General features: G+C 42.9%; 26 protein-coding genes. 6 read left to right on the top strand and 20 right to left on the bottom strand.

What is annotated here, in order from left to right; genetic code table 11:
• The 4 genes from ACEYJ7_RS01675 to rpsL all read right to left on the bottom strand — a co-directional run.
• On the bottom strand, positions 1–366 hold a 366-nt coding region (locus tag ACEYJ7_RS01675; protein WP_373777287.1), incomplete at its 3' end, for a GTP-binding protein.
• A 68-nt stretch (positions 367–434) separates the two neighbouring features.
• Positions 435–2537 carry an elongation factor G gene (gene fusA, locus ACEYJ7_RS01670; protein WP_373777286.1) on the bottom strand — a complete coding sequence of 701 codons (2103 nt, stop codon included), beginning with the start codon at positions 2535–2537 and terminating at the stop codon, positions 435–437.
• A 91-nt stretch (positions 2538–2628) separates the two neighbouring features.
• A complete protein-coding gene (rpsG, locus tag ACEYJ7_RS01665) occupies positions 2629–3099 on the bottom strand; it encodes a 30S ribosomal protein S7 (RefSeq protein ID WP_373777285.1) in 471 nt (156 codons plus the stop codon).
• A 126-nt stretch (positions 3100–3225) separates the two neighbouring features.
• Positions 3226–3600 (bottom strand): 30S ribosomal protein S12, encoded by a 375-nt coding sequence (gene rpsL, locus ACEYJ7_RS01660; protein ID WP_005708967.1) that lies wholly within the window; start codon positions 3598–3600, stop codon positions 3226–3228.
• Positions 3601–3783: 183 nt separating this feature from the next.
• Between rpsL and hemH the strand changes: the two genes are divergently transcribed.
• The 3 genes from hemH (at position 3784) to ACEYJ7_RS01645 (ending at position 6596) form a co-directional block, all read left to right on the top strand.
• On the top strand, positions 3784–4743 hold the full coding sequence (gene hemH / locus ACEYJ7_RS01655; RefSeq protein WP_373777284.1) for a ferrochelatase: 960 nt from the start codon (positions 3784–3786) through the stop codon (positions 4741–4743).
• A gap of 187 nt (positions 4744–4930) precedes the next feature.
• A complete protein-coding gene (locus ACEYJ7_RS01650) occupies positions 4931–5269 on the top strand; it encodes a P-II family nitrogen regulator (protein WP_373777283.1) in 339 nt (112 codons plus the stop codon).
• Between the two features lie 16 nt (positions 5270–5285).
• Complete coding sequence (locus ACEYJ7_RS01645) at positions 5286–6596, top strand: ammonium transporter (RefSeq protein ID WP_373777282.1); 1311 nt, start codon at positions 5286–5288, stop codon at positions 6594–6596.
• 109 nt (positions 6597–6705) lie between these two features.
• On the opposite strand, the gene ACEYJ7_RS01640 is transcribed toward ACEYJ7_RS01645, so the two are convergent.
• From ACEYJ7_RS01640 to ACEYJ7_RS01595, 10 genes are all read right to left on the bottom strand, one after another.
• Positions 6706–8727, bottom strand: a complete 2022-nt coding sequence (locus ACEYJ7_RS01640; protein ID WP_373777281.1) for a M13 family metallopeptidase — start codon at positions 8725–8727, stop codon at positions 6706–6708.
• Positions 8728–8866: 139 nt separating this feature from the next.
• Complete coding sequence (locus ACEYJ7_RS01635; protein ID WP_373777280.1) at positions 8867–9469, bottom strand: cytochrome c3 family protein; 603 nt, start codon at positions 9467–9469, stop codon at positions 8867–8869.
• A gap of 10 nt (positions 9470–9479) precedes the next feature.
• On the bottom strand, positions 9480–9914 hold the full coding sequence (locus ACEYJ7_RS01630) for a nitrate reductase cytochrome c-type subunit (protein ID WP_373777279.1): 435 nt from the start codon (positions 9912–9914) through the stop codon (positions 9480–9482).
• Between the two features lie 14 nt (positions 9915–9928).
• Positions 9929–10810, bottom strand: a complete 882-nt coding sequence (gene napH / locus ACEYJ7_RS01625) for a quinol dehydrogenase ferredoxin subunit NapH (protein ID WP_373777278.1) — start codon at positions 10808–10810, stop codon at positions 9929–9931.
• Positions 10810–11727, bottom strand: coding sequence for a ferredoxin-type protein NapG (gene napG, locus ACEYJ7_RS01620; RefSeq protein ID WP_373777277.1), 918 nt, complete (start codon positions 11725–11727; stop codon positions 10810–10812). Before napG ends, napH begins: the two co-directional genes overlap by 1 nt.
• A gap of 95 nt (positions 11728–11822) precedes the next feature.
• Positions 11823–14306 carry a nitrate reductase catalytic subunit NapA gene (gene napA / locus ACEYJ7_RS01615; protein WP_373777276.1) on the bottom strand — a complete coding sequence of 828 codons (2484 nt, stop codon included), beginning with the start codon at positions 14304–14306 and terminating at the stop codon, positions 11823–11825.
• 117 nt (positions 14307–14423) lie between these two features.
• A complete protein-coding gene (locus tag ACEYJ7_RS01610) occupies positions 14424–14699 on the bottom strand; it encodes a chaperone NapD (protein ID WP_373777275.1) in 276 nt (91 codons plus the stop codon).
• Complete coding sequence (gene napF / locus ACEYJ7_RS01605; protein ID WP_373777274.1) at positions 14662–15222, bottom strand: ferredoxin-type protein NapF; 561 nt, start codon at positions 15220–15222, stop codon at positions 14662–14664. Before napF ends, ACEYJ7_RS01610 begins: the two co-directional genes overlap by 38 nt.
• Before the next feature lie 190 nt (positions 15223–15412).
• Positions 15413–15538, bottom strand: a complete 126-nt coding sequence (ykgO, locus tag ACEYJ7_RS01600) for a type B 50S ribosomal protein L36 (protein WP_135676234.1) — start codon at positions 15536–15538, stop codon at positions 15413–15415.
• Between the two features lie 9 nt (positions 15539–15547).
• Entirely contained in the window at positions 15548–15817 is a 270-nt protein-coding gene (locus ACEYJ7_RS01595; protein ID WP_373777273.1) for a type B 50S ribosomal protein L31, read from the bottom strand.
• 246 nt (positions 15818–16063) lie between these two features.
• Here ACEYJ7_RS01595 and rpe point away from each other — a divergent pair, with 246 nt between their 5' ends.
• Positions 16064–16747 carry a ribulose-phosphate 3-epimerase gene (gene rpe, locus ACEYJ7_RS01590; protein WP_373777272.1) on the top strand — a complete coding sequence of 228 codons (684 nt, stop codon included), beginning with the start codon at positions 16064–16066 and terminating at the stop codon, positions 16745–16747.
• A gap of 85 nt (positions 16748–16832) precedes the next feature.
• Here rpe and cysE read toward each other — a convergent pair whose 3' ends face one another.
• From cysE to lysM, 6 genes are all read right to left on the bottom strand, one after another.
• On the bottom strand, positions 16833–17657 hold the full coding sequence (gene cysE / locus ACEYJ7_RS01585) for a serine O-acetyltransferase (RefSeq protein WP_373777271.1): 825 nt from the start codon (positions 17655–17657) through the stop codon (positions 16833–16835).
• A 1-nt stretch (position 17658) separates the two neighbouring features.
• Positions 17659–18669 (bottom strand): NAD(P)H-dependent glycerol-3-phosphate dehydrogenase, encoded by a 1011-nt coding sequence (gene gpsA / locus ACEYJ7_RS01580; protein WP_373777270.1) that lies wholly within the window; start codon positions 18667–18669, stop codon positions 17659–17661.
• A gap of 86 nt (positions 18670–18755) precedes the next feature.
• A complete protein-coding gene (gene secB / locus ACEYJ7_RS01575) occupies positions 18756–19256 on the bottom strand; it encodes a protein-export chaperone SecB (protein WP_373777269.1) in 501 nt (166 codons plus the stop codon).
• Between the two features lie 24 nt (positions 19257–19280).
• Complete coding sequence (locus ACEYJ7_RS01570; protein WP_373777268.1) at positions 19281–19733, bottom strand: rhodanese-like domain-containing protein; 453 nt, start codon at positions 19731–19733, stop codon at positions 19281–19283.
• 102 nt (positions 19734–19835) lie between these two features.
• Positions 19836–21137, bottom strand: a complete 1302-nt coding sequence (gene tig, locus ACEYJ7_RS01565; protein ID WP_373777267.1) for a trigger factor — start codon at positions 21135–21137, stop codon at positions 19836–19838.
• Positions 21138–21353: 216 nt separating this feature from the next.
• Positions 21354–21794 (bottom strand): peptidoglycan-binding protein LysM, encoded by a 441-nt coding sequence (gene lysM, locus ACEYJ7_RS01560; RefSeq protein ID WP_373777266.1) that lies wholly within the window; start codon positions 21792–21794, stop codon positions 21354–21356.
• A 247-nt stretch (positions 21795–22041) separates the two neighbouring features.
• Between lysM and ACEYJ7_RS01555 the strand changes: the two genes are divergently transcribed.
• Together ACEYJ7_RS01555 and ACEYJ7_RS01550 are read left to right on the top strand one after the other, a co-directional pair.
• Positions 22042–22479 (top strand): DNA polymerase III subunit chi, encoded by a 438-nt coding sequence (locus ACEYJ7_RS01555; RefSeq protein ID WP_373777265.1) that lies wholly within the window; start codon positions 22042–22044, stop codon positions 22477–22479.
• 147 nt (positions 22480–22626) lie between these two features.
• Positions 22627–22986, top strand: coding sequence for a hypothetical protein (locus ACEYJ7_RS01550; protein ID WP_373777264.1), 360 nt, complete (start codon positions 22627–22629; stop codon positions 22984–22986).
• Positions 22987–23008: the final 22 nt, after the last annotated feature.

Here is a 23008-nt window from a genome sequence, read left to right as displayed (position 1 = left end):
TAAGATGTGCTCACGGGTTTGTGGCATTGGACCGTCTGTTGCAGCAACGACTAAGATTGCGCCGTCCATTTGTGCCGCACCGGTAATCATGTTTTTAACATAGTCCGCGTGTCCCGGGCAGTCAACGTGTGCATAGTGACGTGATGCGGTGTTGTATTCAACGTGTGAAGTATTGATGGTGATACCACGTGCTTTCTCTTCCGGTGCGTTGTCGATTTGATCGAACGCACGTGCAGCACCACCGAATTTTTTCGCAAGAACGGTTGTGATTGCTGCTGTTAAGGTTGTTTTACCGTGGTCAACGTGACCGATAGTACCTACGTTTACGTGGACTTTATCGCCACGATTAAATTGTTCTTTAGCCATTGTAAAGTTTCCTTTGTTGATGAAATCCCATAGCACACAATGTGCTATGGAGTTTTAAAAGTTAAAAATTATTTTTTACGCGCTTCAATTACTGCTGCAGCAACACTTGCCGGTGCTTCAGCATATTTTAATGGTTCCATAGAGTATGACGCACGACCTTGAGTTTGTGAACGTAAGTCTGTTGCATAACCAAACATTTCTGAAAGTGGAACTTCCGCATTGATCTTAACAACGAACTCGTTCGCTTCTTGACCGTTTACCATTGCACGACGACGGCTTAAGTCACCGATAACGTCACCCACGTAATCTGGTGGAGTTTCAACTTCAACCTTCATGATTGGCTCAAGAAGAACCGGGTTTGCTTTAGCGAATGCGGCTTTAAATGCTAATGACGCTGCTAATTTGAACGCTAATTCTGATGAGTCAACATCGTGGTATGAACCGAAGTGTAAACGTACACCTAAATCAACTACTGGGTAACCCGCTAATGGACCAGATTTAAGTTGCTCTTGGATACCTTTATCAACTGCAGGGATATATTCACCAGGGATTACACCACCTTTGATCTCGTTTACGAACTCATATCCGGGACCTTCTGGATCTAATGGATATAAGTCGATCACAACGTGACCGTATTGACCACGACCACCTGATTGTTTTGCGTGTTTACCTTCAACATCATTAACACGAGTACGGATAGTTTCACGGTAAGATACTTGTGGTTTACCGATGTTTGCTTCCACTTTGAACTCACGTTTCATACGGTCAACGATGATGTCTAAGTGTAACTCACCCATACCTGAAATGATGGTTTCGCCTGACTCTTCATCGGTATGAACACGGAATGAAGGGTCTTCTTGTGCTAAACGACCTAATGCGATACCCATTTTCTCTTGGTCAGCTTTCGTTTTTGGCTCTACTGCAACAGAGATTACTGGCTCTGGGAATTCCATACGCTCAAGGATAATTGGTGCATCTTGGGCACATAGTGTATCACCTGTACCAACATCTTTTAAGCCGATTGCCGCTGCGATGTCACCTGCACGAACTTCTTTGATTTCGTCACGTTTGTTAGCGTGCATCTGAACGATACGACCTAAACGCTCACGTTTTTGTTTTACAGAGTTGTAAACAGTATCACCTGAATTAACTACACCTGAGTACACACGGAAGAAGGTTAAGTTACCGACGAACGGGTCAGTTGCAATTTTGAATGCTAATGAAGAGAATGGTTCATCATCGCTTGGGTGACGTTCGCCTTCAGTTTCATCTTCGTTGATACCTTTGATCGCTGGAATATCTGTTGGTGCCGGTAAGTAGTCGATTACTGCATCAAGCATTGCTTGAACACCTTTATTTTTGAATGCAGAACCACAGCAAACAGGAATTACTTCACCTGCTAATACACGTTGACGTAATGCCGATTTAATTTCTTCTTCAGTTAATTCTTCACCTGAGAAGAATTTTTCCATTAACTCTTCTGATGCTTCAGCTGCTGCTTCAACTAACATTTCACGACGTTCTTGGCAAGCGTCCAACATATCTGCTGGCACATCTTCATAAGTGAAAGTCATGCCTTGGTCAGCTTCGTTCCAGTTGATCGCTTTCATTTTGATTAAATCAACAACACCTTTGAAGCTATCTTCAGCACCAATTGGAAGTTGTAATGCAACTGAGTTACCGCCTAAACGGGTTTTGATTTGATCAACAACACGTAGGAAGTTTGCACCTGTACGGTCCATTTTGTTTACGAACGCAATACGTGGTACTTGATATTTGTTAGCTTGACGCCATACCGTTTCAGATTGTGGTTGAACACCACCAACTGCACAGTAAACCATTACCGCACCGTCAAGAACACGCATTGAACGTTCTACTTCGATAGTAAAGTCAACGTGTCCCGGAGTATCGATAACGTTGATACGGTGTTGTGGGTATTGCTTAGACATACCGGACCAGAATGCTGTGGTTGCAGCTGAGGTGATTGTGATACCACGCTCTTGTTCTTGTTCCATCCAGTCCATCGTCGCTGCACCATCGTGTACTTCACCTAATTTGTGACTTACACCTGTATAGAAAAGGATACGCTCTGAGGTAGTTGTTTTACCTGCGTCGATGTGAGCACTGATACCGATATTGCGGTAGCGCTCAATGGGAGTTACACGAGCCATTATTATTACCTTATTTGGAATCTAATATGAATTATACGTAATAGGCTTCATCGCAAATTTTGAGATGAAGCCTACAAAAATCAAAAGCTTATTACCAACGATAGTGAGCAAACGCTTTGTTGGCTTCAGCCATACGGTGAACATCTTCACGTTTTTTCACTGCTGAGCCTTTGTTATCTGCTGCATCTGAAAGTTCGTTAGCTAAACGCATTGCCATTGATTTGTCACCACGTTTACGTGCTGCTTCAATGATCCAACGCATTGCTAATGCGTTACGACGGGTTGGACGAACTTCTACCGGAACTTGGTAAGTAGAACCACCAACACGACGGGATTTAACCTCAACGGTTGGACGCACGTTTTCAAGTGCGATTTCGAATGCTTCTAACGCATCTTTGCCAGAGCGTTGAGCTAATGTTTCTAACGCACCGTAAACGATTGACTCTGCGATAGATTTTTTACCATCAACCATTAAAACGTTGATGAATTTTGCAAGTAATTCTGAACCGAACTTCGGATCTGGAAGAATTTTGCGTGGTTCAATACTACGACGACGTGGCATTGCAATTTCTCCGTATTATAAATCTTCAGGATATCCAAAACTCATCTTTTGCGACTAAGCGCCTTTGACTGGAGTTTATGGTTTAAATATTAATTTAGACGTTTGGCCTTACTTAACGGAGGTCCATTAAGACTTAGGACGTTTAACGCCGTATTTAGAACGACCTTGTTTACGGTCTTTAACGCCTGCACAGTCGAGTGCACCACGTACAGTGTGATAACGCACACCCGGTAAGTCTTTAACACGACCACCACGGATTAATACAACACTGTGTTCTTGAAGGTTGTGACCTTCACCACCGATATAAGAAGTTACCTCAAAACCATTTGTTAAGCGGATACGACATACTTTACGTAACGCTGAGTTTGGTTTTTTAGGAGTTGTAGTGTATACACGAGTACACACACCACGTTTCTGCGGGCAAGCCTCTAATGCAGGAACGTTGCTTTTTACAACCTTTTTCACACGCGGTTTGCGTACTAGCTGGTTGATAGTTGCCATTAATAAAGCTCCAGTTAAAATTAAAACAATAAAAAAGCCTTTCACAGACGAAAGGACGGCAAATTCTAGAGCGTTAAGCAAGCAATGTCAAGCCGATTTAGTTTGCCTGTTGATTTGATAAATAGCGTGATTACGTCGAATTCTCTATAATAGAGTCAACATAATGATAATTAAGGAAACCATATGAACCAGCCAAAGATCGGAGTGTTATTAGTTAATCTTGGTACACCGGACGAACCAACTACAGCGGCAGTTAAACGCTATTTAAAACAGTTTTTAAGTGATCCCCGTGTAATTGATCTACCAAAATGGAAGTGGCAGTTCATTTTAAATTTTATGGTATTACCTAAACGCGCGCCTAGAGTGGCAAAAGCATACCAATCTATTTGGACAAAGGATGGTTCTCCGCTTTTATCTATTTCCCGCCAACAGCAAAAAGCTATACAAGCGGATTTTAACGCTCAGGGAAAAAATACTATTGTAGAGTTAGCCATGAGTTACGGTAATCCAAGTATGGATCATGCCGTTGCGCAATTATTAGCTCAGAATGTAGAGAAAATCATCGTTCTTCCTCTTTATCCTCAATATAGTTCAACTACAACGGCTTCGGTATTTGATGCTTTTGCTCGCAGCCTAACCGCTCATAAAAAAATGGTGCCGTTTGAGTTCATTCACCACTATTATAATGAACCGCTCTATATTAAGGCGTTAACAGACAGTATTCAGCTAGAAGAAGGGGAACATCTGCTGTTTTCTTTTCACGGAATTCCAAAACGCTATGAACTAGAAGGTGATTTTTATGCTACCCATTGTCATCACACCGCACATTTAGTTGCTGAAACGTTAGAACTAACAGCAAAACAGTGGCATCTAGCTTTCCAATCACGCTTTGGTAAAGAAGAATGGCTGAAACCTTATACCGATGAAACTCTCGCCGATTTCCCCAAAAAAGGGATTAAAAAAGTGGCGGTGATTTGTCCTGGTTTTTCGGCGGATTGTTTGGAAACCATCGAAGAAATCGGTGAAGAAAACCGAGAAGTTTTTATGCATGCGGGGGGGGAAAGTTACCGTTATATTCCGGCGTTAAATGCGAGTTCCGCTCATATCCAATTGCTTGTTCATCTTATCAAACAAAAACTATAATAGTATAAAACTCACCTATTTACTAATATTATTAGATTTTTTATAGCAAATTGATTGAATTTTTATAAAAAATCTAATGATTATTCTATTTTAATAGAAAATGATTGTTTTCTATTGTTTATAAAATAAATCTCTTGTAAGTTTATTTCGACTCCAATTGGAGTTCAAAATATACAGGAGCATAACAATGAAGAAAATAACAGCAATGATAAAACCGTTTAAATTAGATGATGTGCGTGAAGCGCTTTCTGATTTAGACATTCAAGGCATGACAGTGACTGAAGTCAAAGGATTCGGTCGCCAAAAAGGCCATACCGAAAGCTATCGCGGTGCAGAATACGCGATTGATTTTCTCCCTAAAATAAAGCTGGAAATCGTTATCTCAGATGAGATGGTCGATTCGGTTGTCGATACCATTCTACAAACGGCAAATTCAGGTAAAGTTGGCGACGGAAAGATCTTCGTCAGTCCAATTGAACGGGTTATTCGAATCCGTACCGGTGAAACAGATGATGACGCAGTTTAAAATTAAGGAGATTATCATGAAAAAAAGTATGATTTTGGGTAGCACATTACTTGCGTCACCATTAACGATGGCGGCATCGCTGGACTGGTGGAAACCATTGTCTGATATCAGCCAAGGCGATACTGCTTGGGTAATGATTTCAGCTATTCTCGTATTATTTATGACGATACCGGGATTAGCGTTGTTTTATGGTGGAATGGCACGTAAAAAAAACGTACTGGGAACAATGATGCACAGTTTTTCTGTAGCTGCATTAATCAGTGTGCTTTGGGTTATCGTTGGCTATTCTCTCGCTTTTACACCGGGCAACTCATTCATCGGTGGATTAGATCGAGTCTTTTTATCCGGTTTAGGTTTGGACTTAGAGAACGAACTCACCACTATAGCACCGAATGCGTCAACGGTACCGGAAACAGTCTTTATGTTTTTCCAAATGACCTTTGCCGTGATTTCCGTAGCCATTATTTCCGGTGCTTTTGCTGAACGTATGAAATATTCCGCTATGATGTGGTTTTCCGGTTTATGGTTCTTGTTGGTTTATGTTCCAACCTGCCACTGGGTTTGGGGTGGCGGCTTTATGAGTGAAGGCGGCGTATTTGACTATGCAGGCGGAACGGTCGTGCATATCAACGCAGGGATTGCCGGTTTAGTCGCTGCAATTATGGTTGGTAAACGTGTCGGACACGGTAAAGAAGCAATGCCTCCGCACAACATGGTGCTTACACTGATAGGCGCGGCAATGCTTTGGGTCGGTTGGTTTGGTTTCAATGCCGGTTCTGCGGTTGCTGCCAATGCATCAGCCGGTATGGCGATGGCGGTGACCCAAGTTTCTGCCGCAGTCGGTGCGTTAACTTGGTTGGTTTGTGAAAAAATTGCAGGACATCGTCCGTCTTCACTTGGTTTGGCCTCCGGTGCGGTAGCCGGTTTGGTGGGCATTACTCCGGCAGCCGGTTTTGTTGACCCGCAAGGCGCTTTCGTTATCGGTATTGTCACGGCGGCTGCGTGTTACTTTTCGGTTGCAAAACTAAAACACAAATTTGGTTATGATGACTCACTCGATGCTTTCGGCATTCACGGCTTAGGCGGTATTGTCGGCGCACTACTGACCGGTCTTGTGTTCAATAACACGATTTTTGGCGGAGAAGCAACGGTTGGCAGCCAAGTCTTGATTCAATTAAAAGATGCGTTAATTACCGTTGTTTATAGTGGTGCGGTAAGCTTCCTTATCCTCAAAGTGGTAGAAAAAATTTGTAAAGGTTTACGTGTTGAACGCGATGAAGAACGTGAAGGCTTGGATATTTCGGTACACGGAGAACGCGTTGAATAGTGATTGAAATGCAATCTGCGCCACAAACGGATATCTGACGTTGGGGGCAGATCAACAAGCGGTCGGAATTCGCAAATTTTTTGCAAATTCCGACTGCTTGTTATTACGATTACCAAATCCGGATACGCTCATTAATCGGTTTAAACATTCCGTCGCCTTGTTTGGTGTTAAATGCGTTGTGGAAACCGTTAATGTTCAGTAACGGAGCAAAAGCGCGGAACTCACCCGGTGCATGAGGTGCACTTTTTACTTGATGGGTTAAAGCCTGTACCGTCGCTTTGGTACGCCAAGAACGTGTCCAACTCATAAAGAAGCGTTGATCCGAGTTGAGATTTTCGATCAACGGCGCTGTACCATGTTCTTTTTCATACAATTTTAATGCGTCGTAAGCGATACTTAAACCGCCTAAATCCGCAATATTTTCTCCTAAAGTGAAACGCCCGTTGACATAAACATTCGGTGCTACTTGATATTTATCGAATTGGGCGACTAATTTATCCGTTAACATGTCGAATTTTTTACGGTCGTCCGCCGTCCACCAATCGGTCAGGTTGCCATCGCCGTCAAATTTGGAGCCACTGTCATCAAAACCGTGAGTAATTTCATGCCCGATGATTGCCCCGATTGCCCCGAAGTTAACCGCCGGGTCTGCATCAATATCATAAAGCGGCGCTTGTAAAATCCCTGCCGGGAAGACGATACGGTTCATTAGCGGACTATAAGACGCATTGACGACTTGCGGTAGCATTCCCCATTCGTGAATATCGACCGGTTGACCAACCTTTTTCAGTGCATCTTGATAATTCCATGCAGCAACGGCTTGCAAGTTTGTATAAAGAGAACCGCCTTGCTCCACGGTTTTTAAACGGAGATCTCGGTAATCTTTCCATTTGTTCGGATAGCCGACTTCAACGATAAATTTGTCCAATTTCGCTTTGGCTTTTACTTTGGTTTCCGCCGACATCCAACTTAAATTGTCGATTCGAGAATGGTAAGCTTGAATTAAATAGCCAGCCATTTCCAACAAATCTTTTTTGGCTGTTTCCGGAAAAAATTGTCCTACATAAAAGCGGGCAAATTCTTGTCCGATTTGGTTATTCACTAAACGTAATGCTCGTTTATCCAATGGCCGCTGCTCTTTTTGACCTACCAACTGACGCCCGTAAAACTCAAAATTCGCCTCATCTAATGCTTTGTTAAGGTAAGGCGATGCGTTGGAAACGGTTTTAAAACGAAGGTAGTCTTTAATCACGGCGAGGTGCTGCGGATTAATCAACTTATCAATGTTTTTCAGATAATTCGGTTCCCAAATAATCACTTCATCGGTATTGACGCCAACTGCCGTGAGAAATTCGGCAAGGTTGATATGGTGAGAGACTTGTGCCAACTCGGTCATTGACATTGGGTTATAGCGTTTTTGAACATCACGACTTTGCTCGTTAGTAAATAAGGTTTTGGCAATCGCTTTTTCATAATTCACAATGGCTTTGGCTTTTTGTTTAGGATTCGGCACGTTGGCATAAGTCAGCATTTGTGCCACATAATTCTGATAAAGCGCCAGCGTTTTGCGGTTTTCCGGAGTATCTTTTTGGTAGTAGTCGTTACTTAAACCTAAACTGTCGTTGCTAATGTATACCGCATTTTGACGGGAATTCTTCAGATGAGCAAATACCGACCAGCCGAATAGCATTTCATTCCCTTTTTTCGTTTCCGCGATGAGATAGTTTTTCAGATCGGCAATGGTTGCGATTTGGTCGATGTTAGCCAAATCCGCCTGAATCGGGCTTAACCCTAATTGTTCACGGGTATTGAGAGCCGTATAGGTTTGATACAACGCTTTTAGCCTTTGGGCATGGGGATTATTTGCAAATTTTGGGTCAGAAATGACCGCTTGTAACAGTTCCGCAGAGCGCTTTTCATTCAATTCGTTAAGTTCTGCAAGGGTTCCCCATGAGGTTCTGTCTGCCGGAATCTGTGCGGTTTCCAACCATTTACCGTTTACATATCGATAAAAATCCTGTTGCGGAGCGATACCGACATCTACGCCTTCGGTTAAGGTACTTTGGTATTGTGGTTGCTGGCTACAGGCGCTAAGTACTACAATAGAGAAAACGGTCAGTGATTTTTTCATAGAATATCCATTTAATGACATAAAAATTGCGCTAAGTATAAATGTAAAACGGCGTTGTCGGAAAGTGGAGTCGGAGATAATCTGCCCTCAAAAAGGGGCTAAATTTTCGGGCAGATTATTTTTAGTGTTGCGGTGAGTATTATTTTTTCTCTTCAGTCGTCGAGCTGAAACCGGATTTTACCCCATGCATATTCGGTAATTGGTGTGCAATTCCTTTGTGGCAGTCGATACAGGTTTTACCTTCTTGTTCCGCCATTTGGTGCATTTGTACTGCAACACGTTTTTGCTCTGTGAAGTCCATATCGCTAAAGTTATGGCAATTACGGCATTCTTGTGAATTATTGGCTTTCATTCGCGCCCATTCACGTTCCGCCATTGCTAACCGGTGTGTTTCAAATTTTTCTTTGGTGTCCACTTTTCCGGTGTAATGCGCGTAAACTTCTTTTGCCGCTTCAATTTTACGAGTCCATTTTGGGATAAACTCGTGAGGAACGTGGCAGTCCGAACAGATCGCTTTCACCCCGCTGCGATTAGAGTAATGAGAGGATGCGCGATATTCCGGTACAACATCATTCATATGGCAGCTCGAACAAAACTCTTCTGTATTCGTATATTCTAACGCTGTGTTAAAACCGCCCCAGAAGATAATACCGCCAAGGGCCGAAACTAAAACTAAAAAGCCAATGCCAATCTTACTCGGGGTGCGAAACCATTTCCAAAATTTCTTAATTAGGTCAAACATAATTTTCTCCTTAGTTACCCTGTGATTGACGAATGGTGTCAAATTTATTTTGAATAATTGGATTTACATCCGCTTGCTGTACATGGCATTGTAAGCAGAAATAACGACGCGGCGATTCGTTTTCCAACATTTTTCCGTCTTGTGTCATGAAATGGCTTTTCGGTGCGCGCGGTGCGCCGGTAACTTTGGAAATTTCAATACCGTGACAATTTAAGCATTGGTTAACGTTTTTAGTAACCTGCAAACCGCGAATGCTATGCGGCACAAGCGGTGGCTGATAAACAAAAGTGATCGGAATACTGTCCGAATCTTTTAACGGGTTAGTAAACTCAGGGGCGACATTTTCAGCTGCGTCTTCAAGACTTGAGCCGATTTGAGTCGTCGGGGTTTCTGCTACGGCAAAAGCCGCAATAACGGTAAGAAATAGCGCAAGATATTTTTTCATCGGGTTCACTCCGTTTAAATATTTTTTATATCAATACTGCCTTGGAATCGGGTTCCGAAAGCAAATACATTTTCAGCACAAACATCAATACAGCGTCCGCAGCTAATGCAATCTTTGGAAAGTATAATGGTACTGTCCGTGACATCGCCGTGGAGCGGTTTGCGTAGTACTTGCGGCTCGGGGCAGACGTTGTAGCAATCCATACATTGATCGCAACGCGCTCTGTCTACCACTTTTACCCGAACAATGCCTTTCGCACCGATCAGACCGTAAGTGGCACCAATCGGACAGAGATGTCCGCACCAGCCGTGATCCACAATTAATAAATCAAATAAAAAGACAATCAGTACAAGCCAAAGGGTAGCGCCGAGTCCGAAGACAAAGGTGCGACCAAGAGCGGCGACCGGATTAATCCATTCCCAAATCAATGTGCCGCTGATTGCACTACCGATTAAGATCATCGCTAAAATGCCGTAACGTACATTGCGCGAGAGTTTCGCGGAATAGCGAATGCCGAGCTTACGACGTAACCATGCGGCACAATCGGTTACGATGTTCATCGGGCAAACCCAACTACAAAAAGCTTTACTTGCTATCAATGCGTAAAAGGCGATGATAAGCAGCGCGCCGAGTAAGGTATCCCGATTCGGTAAATAACCGGTTGCCAAACTTTCTGCGGTAATTAACGGATCGCTCATTGGGATCGTTTCCAACAACAAACTGCCGCTGTAATTACCTTTTAAAATCCAGAGGTTCCAATAAGGTCCGCTCAGGAACATGAAAATAATCGCTAACTGGCTTAAACGGCGGAGGATCAGAAATCGATATGCATGCCACCAACCCAATTTTTGACGGGCTTCTAAGCCGGCATCTTTCGGGGAATTTGCACCTGCCATTATTTCCCTCCTTTGTTTAAGTCGCTCGGTACCGTTGAATCTAAATCCATCGGGCTTAAAATCGGCTCTGCCACCGTTGTACGACTTGGTACATAGTCATAAGTCGCACGGTTTGGCGTAGCAACTTTGACTTCCGGTTGAACCTGCATATGTTGATATGTCGGTTCATTCATACCTTCAGGCATTCTCGCGTCAAAGGTTTTAAAGCCTTCCGGATGTTGATCTTCAATCAGCGATTTACCGGCGTTTTGTTTTTCTTTCCAACCTAAGCGGTAATGTCTGCCAAGCATCCCTTTGGCTAAATCCATCGGTAATACTTTAATAGCCGCCTCTTCCAATACACAGGCTTGTTCACATTTTCCACAGCCGGTACAGGCATCGGAATGCACTGTCGGAATCAACTTGGCGTGAATAACCGTTCGTTCGTTATGAATCCGTTCAAGAGTAATTGCTTTGTCGATTAACGGGCAAACCCGATAACACACATCGCAACGCAAACCTTGCCAGTTTAGGCAGGTTTCGTGATCAAGCAAAACTGCCAATCCCATACGGGCATCGTCAATCGTTTCCAATCCGCTTAACGCACCTGACGGACAAGCATTCATACACGGAATATCAACACACATTTCGCAAGGCTTATCGCGAGCGATAAAATAAGGCGTTCCGGCTTCCATCGGAGAAAGCAGTGATGCTAAATGCAGCATATCGTACGGACAGGCTTGAACACATTGTCCGCAACGGGTACAAGCAGCAACGAACTCTTTTTCATTTAACGCCCCGGGTGGGCGTAATGCCACCCCTTCTCTTGCAAGGCTTTGATTTTGCTGTAACGCCAACACGACACCCACGCCACATACACCGGCTGCGGTGCGGGTAGCGTTTTTGATAAATTGGCGACGAGATGGGTCAAGTTTCATATTTTGTACCTTTTTGCAAAATTCTTCAGAAAAGTGACCGCTTGTTTATATCATTTTGTTCACCTCGCACATGGTTCGAGGTGAACAAAGATACTTTAAGCTTTCACGACTTTAACCGCACATTTCTTGAAATCTGTTTCAAAAGAAATAGGGTCTGTTGCATCTAAGGTTGTTTTATTGACTAATTGACCGGCATCGAAGAAGGTCGAATAGATTAAACCTTCCGGGCATTTATTACGTCCGCGGGTATCTAAATGAGAAACCATTTCGCCACGACGGGAAATCACTTTCACTTTATCACCGTGACGTAAGCCGCGTTTTTGAGCGTCTGTCGGGTGCATCCATACTAAATTATTCGGGAATGAACGGTGCAGTTCAGGTACGCGTCGTGTCATGGAACCGGTATGCCAATGTTCCAGCACACGTCCTGTCGTGAGCCATAAATCGTATTCGGCATCCGGCGCTTCTGCAGGTGGCTCGTAAGGAACACCTAAAATCACCGCGCGACCGTCCGGTTGACCGTAGAAGTTCACCTCTTCACCGGCTTTGACATACGGATCATAGCCTTCACGGTAACGCCATAACGTCTCTTTACCTTCAACCACTGGCCAGCGTAAGCCGCGAACTTGATGATAGGTATCAAAGTCAGCTAAATCATGTCCGTGACCGCGACCGAATTGAGCATATTCTTCAAATAGACCTTTTTGTAAGTAGTAACCGAAATGTTCCGCTTCATCGTTGATATAGCCAGGAACATTTGTCGGCACTTGGAATTTATTGACCTCACCATTGGTATAAAGCACCTCATAAAGGGTTTTACCACGATATTCCGGCATTTGGCTGATGAGTTCTTCGCTCCATACATCTTCAACGGTAAAGTATTTAGACAGCTCAACTAGCTGCCATAAGTCGGAACGGGATTCACCCGGTCCTTTTACCTGTTGACGCCACACTTGAGTACGGCGTTCCGCATTACCGTAAGCGCCTTCTTTTTCGACCCACATTGAAGTTGGGAGAATTAAGTCGGCAGACAGCGCAGAGGCTGTTGGGTATGGATCTGAAACCACAATAAAGTTTTCAGGATCGCGCCAACCCGGTAAGCGTTCTTCATTGATATTCGGACCTGCTTGGATATTGTTGGTACACATTGTCCATAGGAAATTAAGTTTTCTGTCTTTTAACGCACGGTCTTGAGCGATGGCGTGATAACCGATTTCTGAAGAAATGGTTCCGGCAGGAAGTTTCCACGCTTTTTCAACGGTTTCGCGGTGTTTCGGATTGGTGACCACCATATCCGCCGGTAGACGGTGAATGAACGTACCGACTTCACGTGCCGTACCGCAAGCAGATGGTTGACCGGTAAGAGAGAACGGTCCGCAACCCGGTTGGGCAATTTTACCGGTTAATAAGTGGACGTTATACATCATATGGTTCACCCAAACACCGCGTGTGTGTTGGTTGAAGCCCATTGTCCAGTAAGAAACTAATTTTTGATTCGGGTCTGCATACATTTTGGCAAGTGCTTCAAGCTGATCTTTCGGTACGCCTGAAATACGATGTGCCTCGTCTAATGTGTACGGTGCAACGATTTTTTTGAATTCTTCAAAATCACTGTCGTACATTTTGCCGGCTGTTTTCACATTTTTTGCCGCTTGTTGTAACGGATGCTCAGGACGTAAGCCGTAACCGATATCAGTTTCACCACGTTTGAATTTGGTGTGTTTATTAACGAAATCCCAGTTTACTTTATCGTTTTGGATAATGTAATTGGCGATATAGTTAAGAATGGCGAGGTCCGAATGCGGAGTGAAGATAATCGGAATATCGGCAAGTTCAAACGAACGGTGTTCGTAGGTTGACAGCACCACGACTTTGACATTTTTGTTAGACAATGTGCGATCAGAGATTCGCGACCATAAGATCGGGTGCATCTCTGCCATATTGGATCCCCAAAGCACGAACGCATCAGTTTTTTCGATATCATTGTAACAACCCATTGGTTCGTCCATACCGAAGGTTCGCATAAAAGCAACGGCAGCAGATGCCATACAATGACGGGCATTCGGGTCGATGGTGTTGGAACGAAAACCTCCCTTCCACAATTTTACTTTCGCATAGCCTTCGTAAATGGTGGATTGACCGGATGAGAACATGCCTACTGCATTTGGTCCTTTATTTTTAATAATCGCTTTGATTTTATCGGACATGATAGTAAAAGCTTGATCCCAAGAAATCGGCGTAAATTCCCCGTTTTTGTCGTATTTCCCATCTTTCATTCGTAACATCGGTGCGGTGACGCGGTCTGCCGCATACATAATTTTAGACAGGAAGTAACCTTTGATACAGTTTAAACCGCGGTTGACTTCAGCATCCGGATCACCTTGAGTGGCAACGACTTTGCCATCTTTCGTGCCGACCAATACGCTACAGCCCGTACCGCAATAACGGCAGGCTGCCTTATCCCACTTAATGCCGGTATCGTCGGCATAGACATTTTTCACCGGAATAGCGATACCGGCTGCCGTTGCTGCTGCAAGAGCCGCATTCGCCTTCATAAAATCGCGACGATTGAGTTTCATAATATTCCCCACCAAATTAATAGGTAATCAAATAAGTAAAAATAAAAAAATATAACAGTCTGTTGTGTGACAGCGAAGAGGGAATATTCCCTCAAATAATGAACAAATTAAAACGATCTATTGTTCATCTTGATAGTTGTAGACTAAAGATACCGAAACAACACCTTTAATCTCTTTTACGGCTTCCATTTTCTCCACTAAATCCGGTTGATAGTCTGCTTCCATGACCACAACGAGTTTGCCTTCCTCAACCTTTTCACCGAATATCTCTGTACCGGTTTTGGCTAGTAAGGCGCTTTTCACTTCATCCAGTTTTTCTGGTTTCGCTTGTACGACAAGACTGGCGACATACCAGTTATCCGTCGTTTGATTTGTTGCAGATGCTTTCATCATTGATAATACCTATAGCTTGTGTCGGACAAACGGAAAGACATGCACCACACCCGTTACAACGATCTAACTCTAAAATCGGTAATGCAATACCGCCGACGGCTCTCCGAAATTTTATGGCTCTGCTTTCACAGCTATCCTCACAGCTCCTACACTCGATATGACTTTGGGTTAAACAATTATCGCCAATCTCAATTTTATGTTGCCACGCAGGTTCCGTTATAGGGCGGAACACTCCCGCTTCGCAGCTATTCACACAAGCCTGACAAAAAGTGCATTCGCCACGTCCTGCGGAAAAATTCACTTCAGGATAACCATTCGCATCAGAGACTAAAATTTTGGTTTCACACTGAGTAATACACTTTTGACAAGCGGTACATTTCTCCGAAAAATTTGCTAAATCCGCCCAAGGCGGACGTATTGCATGATAGCCTTGCCGCTTCACCTGTTCACTTTTTAATGCGTTCAAAAAGTGACCGCGTAAAAAACTACGCCGTGGGAGATTTTTATCAATGAATTGGGCCAAAAATAGTCTAGTCAAATAGTAGGTTATTCGTAAGTTAATTATAACATTACAAAAATGTAGGAAAATTGTTAGAGAGAATTAACCGCAAACGGTTTGATTACAATCAAATAAATAGCGATAAAAAGCGCCTTTTTGAGCTTTTTTTTATCGCTATATAATTGATTTTATAATGATTTTGCCATTTTAGGGATTAACGTTGACGAGCTTTGAAACGCGGATTTGTCTTACAAATTACGTAAAGTTTGCCTTTGCGTCGTACGACTTGGCAATCTTGGTGACGTGATTTTGCAGACTTTAATGAATTTAAAATTTTCATAACAACACCTTATTTTTTCTTGGTTAAGCCAGAAATGCCTTTGAAACGTTCGTTAAATTTACTCGCACGACCTTCGTTATTGGCTTCGCGGCGTTTGCCTGTATAAACAGGATGAGAAGCCGAAGAGGTATCTAACGGATAAAGCGGATATTCTTTCCCATCCTCCCAAACCATAGTTTTTGTTGTTTTGGCACAAGAGCGGATAATCCAACCTTGTTGCACGCTGCCGTCGTAAAACAGAACTTCACGATAATTTTCAGGGTGAATCCCTTTTTTCATATTTCCTCCGAAGGATAAATTGACGAGGGCTGAATCATCATCAGTCCTCAATAAATAGCCATAATAAAAAAGTGGATTTATTTTGCCTGAGAATTGATTTTATTTCTATAATTTTTTTATGGTTTTTGAGCAAATATTGTTCAATAAGCTCAAGTGAGTTGATAAATTTGCGAATTGGATCGAAGTTTCGGGCAGTTAAATATGGTAGTCTAATCAATACGTTTAACATAGTGTGAGGAATTTTTTATGGCGAAACTACCTTATTTAATTGCACCTTCAATTTTATCAGCGGATTTGGCTCGTTTAGGTGAGGATGTTGCCGATGTATTGAAAGCAGGAGCGGATTTAATCCATTTTGATGTCATGGATAACCATTATGTGCCGAATTTAACTTTCGGACCGGCAATTTGTAAGGCATTGCGAGATTACGGAATTGATTGCCCGATTGATGTGCATTTGATGACGAAACCGGTGGATCGTTTAATTCCTGATTTTGCCAAAGCCGGGGCGAACATTATTACTTTTCACCCGGAAGCGACGGAGCATATCGATCGATCACTACAGTTGATTCGTGATCACGGGTGTAAGTCCGGTTTGGTATTTAATCCTGCGACACCGCTTAGTTATTTGGATTATGTGATGGATAAAGTCGATGTGATTTTATTGATGTCGGTTAACCCGGGATTCGGCGGGCAGGCATTTATCCCTGCAACATTGGATAAATTGCGCCAAGTTCGCAGCAGAATCGATGCGAGCGGTTATAATATCCGTTTAGAAGTGGATGGCGGTGTGAAAGTTAACAATATCGCAGAAATTGCAGAAGCCGGTGCCGATATGTTTGTTGCAGGCTCGGCAATTTTCGATCAAACCGATTATAAAGCAGTGATTGATCAGATGCGCAAAGAATTGGCGGAAGTTGTTTTAGGATAGAGAATCCGACATTCCCTTCCCGGATTGCGGGAAGGGAGGAAACGACAAGCGGTCACTTTCAGCGGTTTTTTTGCAAATTTTAAGCTTAGATTCCGTCTCCGTCTATGCCTTCTCCGTCTCTTGAATAATCAAAATATTGGTTCATATCAAAGGCCGGTTTTTGATCGTGCGACTGCCCGATAATACGCGCCGGCACGCCGGCTGCGGTGGCATATTCCGGTACTTCTTGTAATACCACGGAGTTCGCGCCGATTTTGGAATAACGCCCGATTTCAATATTGCCGAGAATTTTTGCACCGGCGCCGACCATCACGCCTTCGCGGATTTTCGGATGGCGATCGCCGTGTTCTTTGCCGGTACCTCCCAATGTAACGCCCTGCAAAATGGACACATCGTTTTCAATCACTGCGGTTTCACCGACGACAATGCCGGTTGCATGATCAAGCATAATTCCACAGCCAACGCGGGCTGCCGGATGAATATCTACATCAAAGGCAACGGAAATTTCGTTCTGCAAATAGATAGCAAGCGCTTTTCTGCCTTGTTTCCATAAATAATGGGTAACGCGATAGCTTTGTAGCGCGTGATAGCCTTTGAGATAGAGTAACGGCGTGCTCCATTTATCCACGGCAGGATCGCGCGTTCGTACTGCGTCGATGTCACAGGCGGCACTGGCGATAATTTGCGGATCCGCCGCATAGGCTTCTTCGATAATTTCTTTCAATGCAATTGCCGGCATGATCGCATTTGATAGTTTATTGGCAAGAATGTAGCTGAGTGCACCACCTAAATTATGGTGTTTTAAAATGGTTGCATGAAAAAAGCTGCCAAGCATCGGTTCACAATCGGCAAACTCTTGTGCTTCCGTACGGATATTCAGCCAAATTTGATTGAGTTTTTGTTCGGTCATCTTATTCTCCCTTGCGCTCTCTGCCCAGCAAGGTCATTGCAACATCATTTGCGTGTTTTCCGCAAAATAACATTTGGTAGATTTGTTCGACAATCGGCATTTCAACGCCTTGGCGCTGTGCAAGTAAAAAAGCTTCTTTGGTGTTGTAGAACCCTTCTACCACTTGTCCGATTTCTGCCATGGCTTCTTGGGCATTTTTACCTTGTCCCAACATTAAACCGAAACGACGGTTACGAGATTGGTTGTCAGTACAGGTTAGCACTAAATCACCTAATCCTGCCATCCCCATAAAAGTCGTCGGGTGGGCACCGAGAGACGCACCTAAACGGCTGATTTCCGCCAAACCGCGCGTGATTAATGCGGTGCGGGCATTCGCACCGAACCCCATGCCATCGGATATACCAGCGCCGATGGCAATCACGTTTTTGATCGCTCCGCCAAGTTGTACGCCAATCATGTCATTATTCAAATAGACGCGGAATGCTTTTGAACAATGAATTCGCTGTTGCATTTGATCGGCGAACAGCGGATCGTTCGAGGCCAGCGTAATTGCTGTTGGCAGCCCTTGCGCCAGTTCTTTGGCAAAAGTTGGACCAGACAACACTGCAAGCGGGTGGTTTTCGCCTAAAATTTGCAAAGCGACATCTTGTAGCAATCTACCTGTATCGCGCTCTAACCCTTTTGTTGCCCACATAATACGATGTTGTGGAGTAAGAAAAGGTTTTATTTGGCTTAATACTTCCGAAAATACGTGGCTAGGCACCACGATTAATAAATCTTTAGCTTTCGCAAGGGCTTGCGCTAAATCACTTTCAACATATAAGGCTTCCGGAAACGCAATATTCGGCAAAAATTCTTGGTTCATTCGCTCTTTGGCTAAAAGAGCCATTTTTTGAGGTTGATGTCCCCATAAATACGTTTTATGTCCGTTACGGGAAAGTGCAATCGCTAAGGCTGTGCCGTAAGAGCCTGCGCCAATTACCGTAACCGGAGCGGTATAGATGCTATTCATACATTGTCCTTTACATCATCCCAGCATAACTTTCGCTTAAAAAAATAGGTATGCCGCTGCATACCTATTTTATCCGTTTTAGTGAATTAATTCACTGCCGGTGTTTCTGCGTTTTCCGCTTGTTGCTGACGCTGTAAATAATCCATAAAGAGTGCATCAAAGTTTACCGGAGAAAGGTTTAATGCAGGGAATGTACCTCGGTTAACTAAGCTTGAAATTAATTCACGTGCATAAGGATAAAGCACTTCAGGGCATTTTGCCGCTAAGCAGTGCGCTAATTGAATCCCTTCCAAACCTTTGATGGTGAATACGCCCGCTTGTTTCACTTCACAAATAAACGCCACGTCGTTACTTTCTTCTAAAGTTGTTTGGACATTGATATGTAATGCAACTTCATAAGTATCTTCGCTGATTTGTGTTGTTTCGGTATCTAATTCGAAACCTAATTGCGGTTTCCAATCTTGTTGGAAAATCTGCGGAAGATTTGGAGCCTCAAATGAAACATCTTTGATATAAATACGTTGGATCTGCATTTCAAAAGGCGTTTTTGCCTCTTCTTGTGCTGCAACTTGATTTTCTTCTGCCATAATAAATCCTTATTCGGTGATTAATTATTTATGTTTTTTCACTAGCGGTAAGTTGGCCGTACGCCAACCTACAATCCCTTCTTTTAATGCATAAACATGGTTAAAACCTTGTTTTGCCAAAGAGCCTGCCAAACCTTGAGCGGTGAATCCGTTAGCATCAACTACGATAATCGCACGATCTTTATACTTCTCAATAGATTGGGTTTTATTGGCTTTGATATCGCTTGGGATCAAATGTAAGCTTTCGATGATATGTCCGCGTCTGAAATCCTCATCAGAACGAACATCAATAATGACGGCATCTTGGTTATTGATCAGTCGAGTCGCTTGAGCATTATCAATCACTTTGAATTTGCTGGTTGCGCTTTTGTATAAATTCAGCAACACGGCAATCAGTAACGCAACCCACGCAAAAACCATAATAGTATGGTTTGCGACAAATTGCTGTAATTGCTGTGCAAAGGTGAGTTGTTCCATTGTTTTTCTCTAAAGTAGGTGGAAATAAAAAGCGGTATTTTGCAAAATTTTGGCTAAAAAACACCGCTTGATCTGCGTTCCCGAAAGAAACTTAAAGAAAAATTACGCTTGTTGCTGCTGCGCCATCATTTCATCAAAAGATGATGCTTTTTCTGACACTTTCGCTTGTGCTAATACAGCTTCAACCGCTTGTTCTTCTAACACCACATTACGGATGTTGTCGGTTAAACGTGGGTTTTTCGCGTAGTATTCAATGACTTCAGTAGGTTGTTCGTAAGCTGAGGCTAATTCTGCGATAGTTTCTTTCACGCGTGCTTCATCAACTTTTAACTCGTTGTTGCTGATAATGCTTGAGAGTAATAAGCCGATTTGAACGCGACGTTTTGCGTCCGCTTCAAATAATTCTGCCGGTAATTGTGCTGCCATTTCAGGTTTACCGCCGAAACGTTGAACCGCTTGTTGGCGTAAAACTTCAACTTCTTCCGCAACGGCTGCTGTCGGAACATCGATATTGTTGTTTGCTAATAAGCCGTTGATTACTTGATTTTTAATGCGCGCAGTTACTGCATTTTTTAATTCGCGTTGCATATTTTTCTTGATTTCGGCACGTAATTCTTCAACGGTTTTTGCCGAGCCGAATTTTTTCACGAATTCTTCCGTTAATTCAGGCAGAACCATGTTTTCTACTTTCTTAAGCGTAATAGCGAATTTTGCCGCTTTACCTTTTAAATTTTCTGCGTGGTACTCTTCGGGGAACGTAACATTAATGTCGAATTGTTCACCGGCTTTATGACCGACGATACCGTCTTCAAAACCGGGGATCATACGACCTTGACCCATTGCTAATACGAAATCGGACGCTTTACCGCCTTCAAATTCTTCGCCGTCGACAGAACCTACGAAGTCGATAGTTACGCGATCATCCGCTTTTGCCGCATCTTGTGATTCAGTCCAAGTTGCTTGTTGTTTGCGCAATACATCAACCATTTTGTCTAAATCAGCATCGGTGATTTCTACAACAGGTTTTTCAACTTCGATATTTTCTAAGCCTTGTAATTTCACTTCAGGGAAGACTTCAAACGCTACAGCGAAAGAGAATTCTTGACCCGGTTGATAGTTGTTCGGCGTGAAAGTCGGGCGACCTGCAAGATTAATTTTCTCTGCAATCACTACATCAAAAAATGCGCGTTGCATTTCTTCTGATAGTGCATCTTGGCGAGCGTTGAAACCGAAACGTTGTTCGATAATTGAGTGTGGCACTTTACCTTTACGGAAGCCGTCTACGCGTGCATTTTTCGCATAGCCTTTTAATTGTTCTTTGTATGCAGCTTCGATTTTGTCCGTAGCTACGGTGATGGTTACACGGCGTTGTAAGCCTTCAAGTGTTTCAATAGAAAATGACATTCTTAAACCTCAATAAATTGAAAGGGATTCGGTGTATAAAATACAGATAAAAAAATAGACAAAAATTGTAACCTCATGTCAAAGGGTTGTCTATTTATTTCCGTAGCGGACAGCGGATAGAAAGCAATGGAACGTGCCAAGCGAATAAAATATAAACAAAAAATAAAAGCGCATGAGGATTAAGTCTGCCATGCGCTTTTCGTTGTTTAAGAGAAATTATAAACTTTTCGGAATACGGATTTTTTGACCCGGGAAGATTTTATCTTCATGTTTAATCACTTCTTTATTGGCTTCCACAATCGCTTTATATTTAGCCCCGTTGCCGTACACTTTTTCAGCGATTTTCCATAGGCTGTCACCTTTTTGGATTACATAGAACTCATCGTCACCGGCAACAGAACCGCTTTTGATCACAACATCATCAATGTTTACATTATTAATACCGGCCACATTTCCTGCCATTAACACCGCTTTTTCGATCGCAATTGCTGTTGACGCAATACCGGTAATTTTCGCCGTACCGTTTTCAACGGTAACATTTAAATTTTCTACGCCGGGATTATCTTCAGCGATATGATTGGTTACCGCTTTTGATGCTTCATCTTCTTTACTGAATAATTTTTTGCCGATATCCGCTGCAAAATCAAATAAACCCATAATTAAAAGTCCTCTTAAAATTAAAATTTGTGTATGTAAGACAGAAGCATTGCTTCAATCTGAGGGTTAGATTGGCTGGTTATTGATAAGTTCCGCAGCCGATGTGATCATAAACAGTTCTTAAAAGTACATCAAGCGAACAGTTTCGGAGAATTTTGTCAAAAACAGCGCTTAAATTTTTCATTTAACGGATATTAAGCTAAAATCTCTCCTTTCTATAATTCTCAACGAAATTTAAGGATAAAGTGTGAAGCAAGTGCAATTTTATGTGTTAAGTCAGCCGACCCTCGGTAATTTAAAAGCAGAAGAAGCACTCGCTTGTGATTTAGCAGCGAAGGCATGGCGTTTAGGAAAACGCGTTTTAATCGCATGTGAAACGGAAGAACAGGCGTTCTCTATTGATGACGCGCTCTGGGCGCGGGATCCGGACGAATTCGTCCCGCATAATCTTTCCGGTGAAATGACGACTTATGCCACGCCGATTGAAATCAGTTGGAAAGGGAAACGCAATGCACAACGTCGAGATATTTTGATTTCGCTTCAAACCCAACTGCCTGATTTCATTAACAGCTTTAACCGGATTATTGATTTTGTGCCACAGGATGAAGCAGAAAAAACGCTTGCTCGGGAACGTTATAAGCAATACCGCCAGCTTGGTTGGCAATTAACGACAGAGCAAGCTTGATAATTACAATGCTTATTCTTTTTTTACAATATGGAAAATTTGGCTTACCTGATCATTTTGATTTGTATATCAATATTGATTTTTTTAACCGTTACGACTTATCGGGAGAAAGAATCCCTTTATTTTCGATTCAGATGTAACAATATTTTGGATATCGATCTGTACGATTATGTACAAGCAACTGAGTTTTTTACCCGATTAAATGATCGCTTAAGCGAACATTTACGGCTGTACGTTCAAGATCACTTTTACGCATTAGGTATCGCTCACGAGGACTTGAAACTCAACGTAGAAGTCGATTTTTATACCATCAGCGCCGTCTGCTATATAAAAGTAAACCGCAAACAGCGCGATAATATGCCGGCGCAAGTGATCAACTGCATGGACTTGAGCAAACAGATTCTGGATTTCTACCAGTTCTATCAACAAATCTATGAAGCGGAGCAAAATCGCAATTTGCTGAAACTCAAGTTACCGGCAGAACCGGCAACAAGCGGTCAGATTTAAGCAAAATTTTGCAAAAATCACG

The organism is Glaesserella sp. (assembly GCF_041814905.1).
Classification (GTDB): Bacteria; Pseudomonadota; Gammaproteobacteria; order Enterobacterales; family Pasteurellaceae; genus Glaesserella.
The sequence above is the reverse complement of the archived record's forward strand: the minus strand, read 5'-3'. Positions and strand labels throughout refer to the sequence as shown.

Coding starts and splice junctions, on each gene's coding strand:
- ACEYJ7_RS01635 (WP_373777280.1), bottom strand. CDS start 9,469: ATGTTTGACCTAATTAAGAAATTTTGGAAATGGTTTCGCACCCCGAGT.
- napG (WP_373777277.1), bottom strand. CDS start 11,727: ATGAAACTTGACCCATCTCGTCGCCAATTTATCAAAAACGCTACCCGC.
- cysE (WP_373777271.1), bottom strand. CDS start 17,657: ATGACCGAACAAAAACTCAATCAAATTTGGCTGAATATCCGTACGGAA.
- napH (WP_373777278.1), bottom strand. CDS start 10,810: ATGGCAGGTGCAAATTCCCCGAAAGATGCCGGCTTAGAAGCCCGTCAA.
- ACEYJ7_RS01645 (WP_373777282.1), top strand. CDS start 5,286: ATGAAAAAAAGTATGATTTTGGGTAGCACATTACTTGCGTCACCATTA.
- tig (WP_373777267.1), bottom strand. CDS start 21,137: ATGTCATTTTCTATTGAAACACTTGAAGGCTTACAACGCCGTGTAACC.
- rpe (WP_373777272.1), top strand. CDS start 16,064: ATGGCGAAACTACCTTATTTAATTGCACCTTCAATTTTATCAGCGGAT.
- ykgO (WP_135676234.1), bottom strand. CDS start 15,538: ATGAAAATTTTAAATTCATTAAAGTCTGCAAAATCACGTCACCAAGAT.
- rpsL (WP_005708967.1), bottom strand. CDS start 3,600: ATGGCAACTATCAACCAGCTAGTACGCAAACCGCGTGTGAAAAAGGTT.
- ACEYJ7_RS01630 (WP_373777279.1), bottom strand. CDS start 9,914: ATGAAAAAATATCTTGCGCTATTTCTTACCGTTATTGCGGCTTTTGCC.
- ACEYJ7_RS01595 (WP_373777273.1), bottom strand. CDS start 15,817: ATGAAAAAAGGGATTCACCCTGAAAATTATCGTGAAGTTCTGTTTTAC.
- ACEYJ7_RS01610 (WP_373777275.1), bottom strand. CDS start 14,699: ATGATGAAAGCATCTGCAACAAATCAAACGACGGATAACTGGTATGTC.
- secB (WP_373777269.1), bottom strand. CDS start 19,256: ATGGCAGAAGAAAATCAAGTTGCAGCACAAGAAGAGGCAAAAACGCCT.
- napA (WP_373777276.1), bottom strand. CDS start 14,306: ATGAAACTCAATCGTCGCGATTTTATGAAGGCGAATGCGGCTCTTGCA.
- ACEYJ7_RS01640 (WP_373777281.1), bottom strand. CDS start 8,727: ATGAAAAAATCACTGACCGTTTTCTCTATTGTAGTACTTAGCGCCTGT.
- rpsG (WP_373777285.1), bottom strand. CDS start 3,099: ATGCCACGTCGTCGTAGTATTGAACCACGCAAAATTCTTCCAGATCCG.
- ACEYJ7_RS01650 (WP_373777283.1), top strand. CDS start 4,931: ATGAAGAAAATAACAGCAATGATAAAACCGTTTAAATTAGATGATGTG.
- fusA (WP_373777286.1), bottom strand. CDS start 2,537: ATGGCTCGTGTAACTCCCATTGAGCGCTACCGCAATATCGGTATCAGT.
- ACEYJ7_RS01570 (WP_373777268.1), bottom strand. CDS start 19,733: ATGGAACAACTCACCTTTGCACAGCAATTACAGCAATTTGTCGCAAAC.
- hemH (WP_373777284.1), top strand. CDS start 3,784: ATGAACCAGCCAAAGATCGGAGTGTTATTAGTTAATCTTGGTACACCG.
- gpsA (WP_373777270.1), bottom strand. CDS start 18,669: ATGAATAGCATCTATACCGCTCCGGTTACGGTAATTGGCGCAGGCTCT.
- lysM (WP_373777266.1), bottom strand. CDS start 21,794: ATGGGTTTATTTGATTTTGCAGCGGATATCGGCAAAAAATTATTCAGT.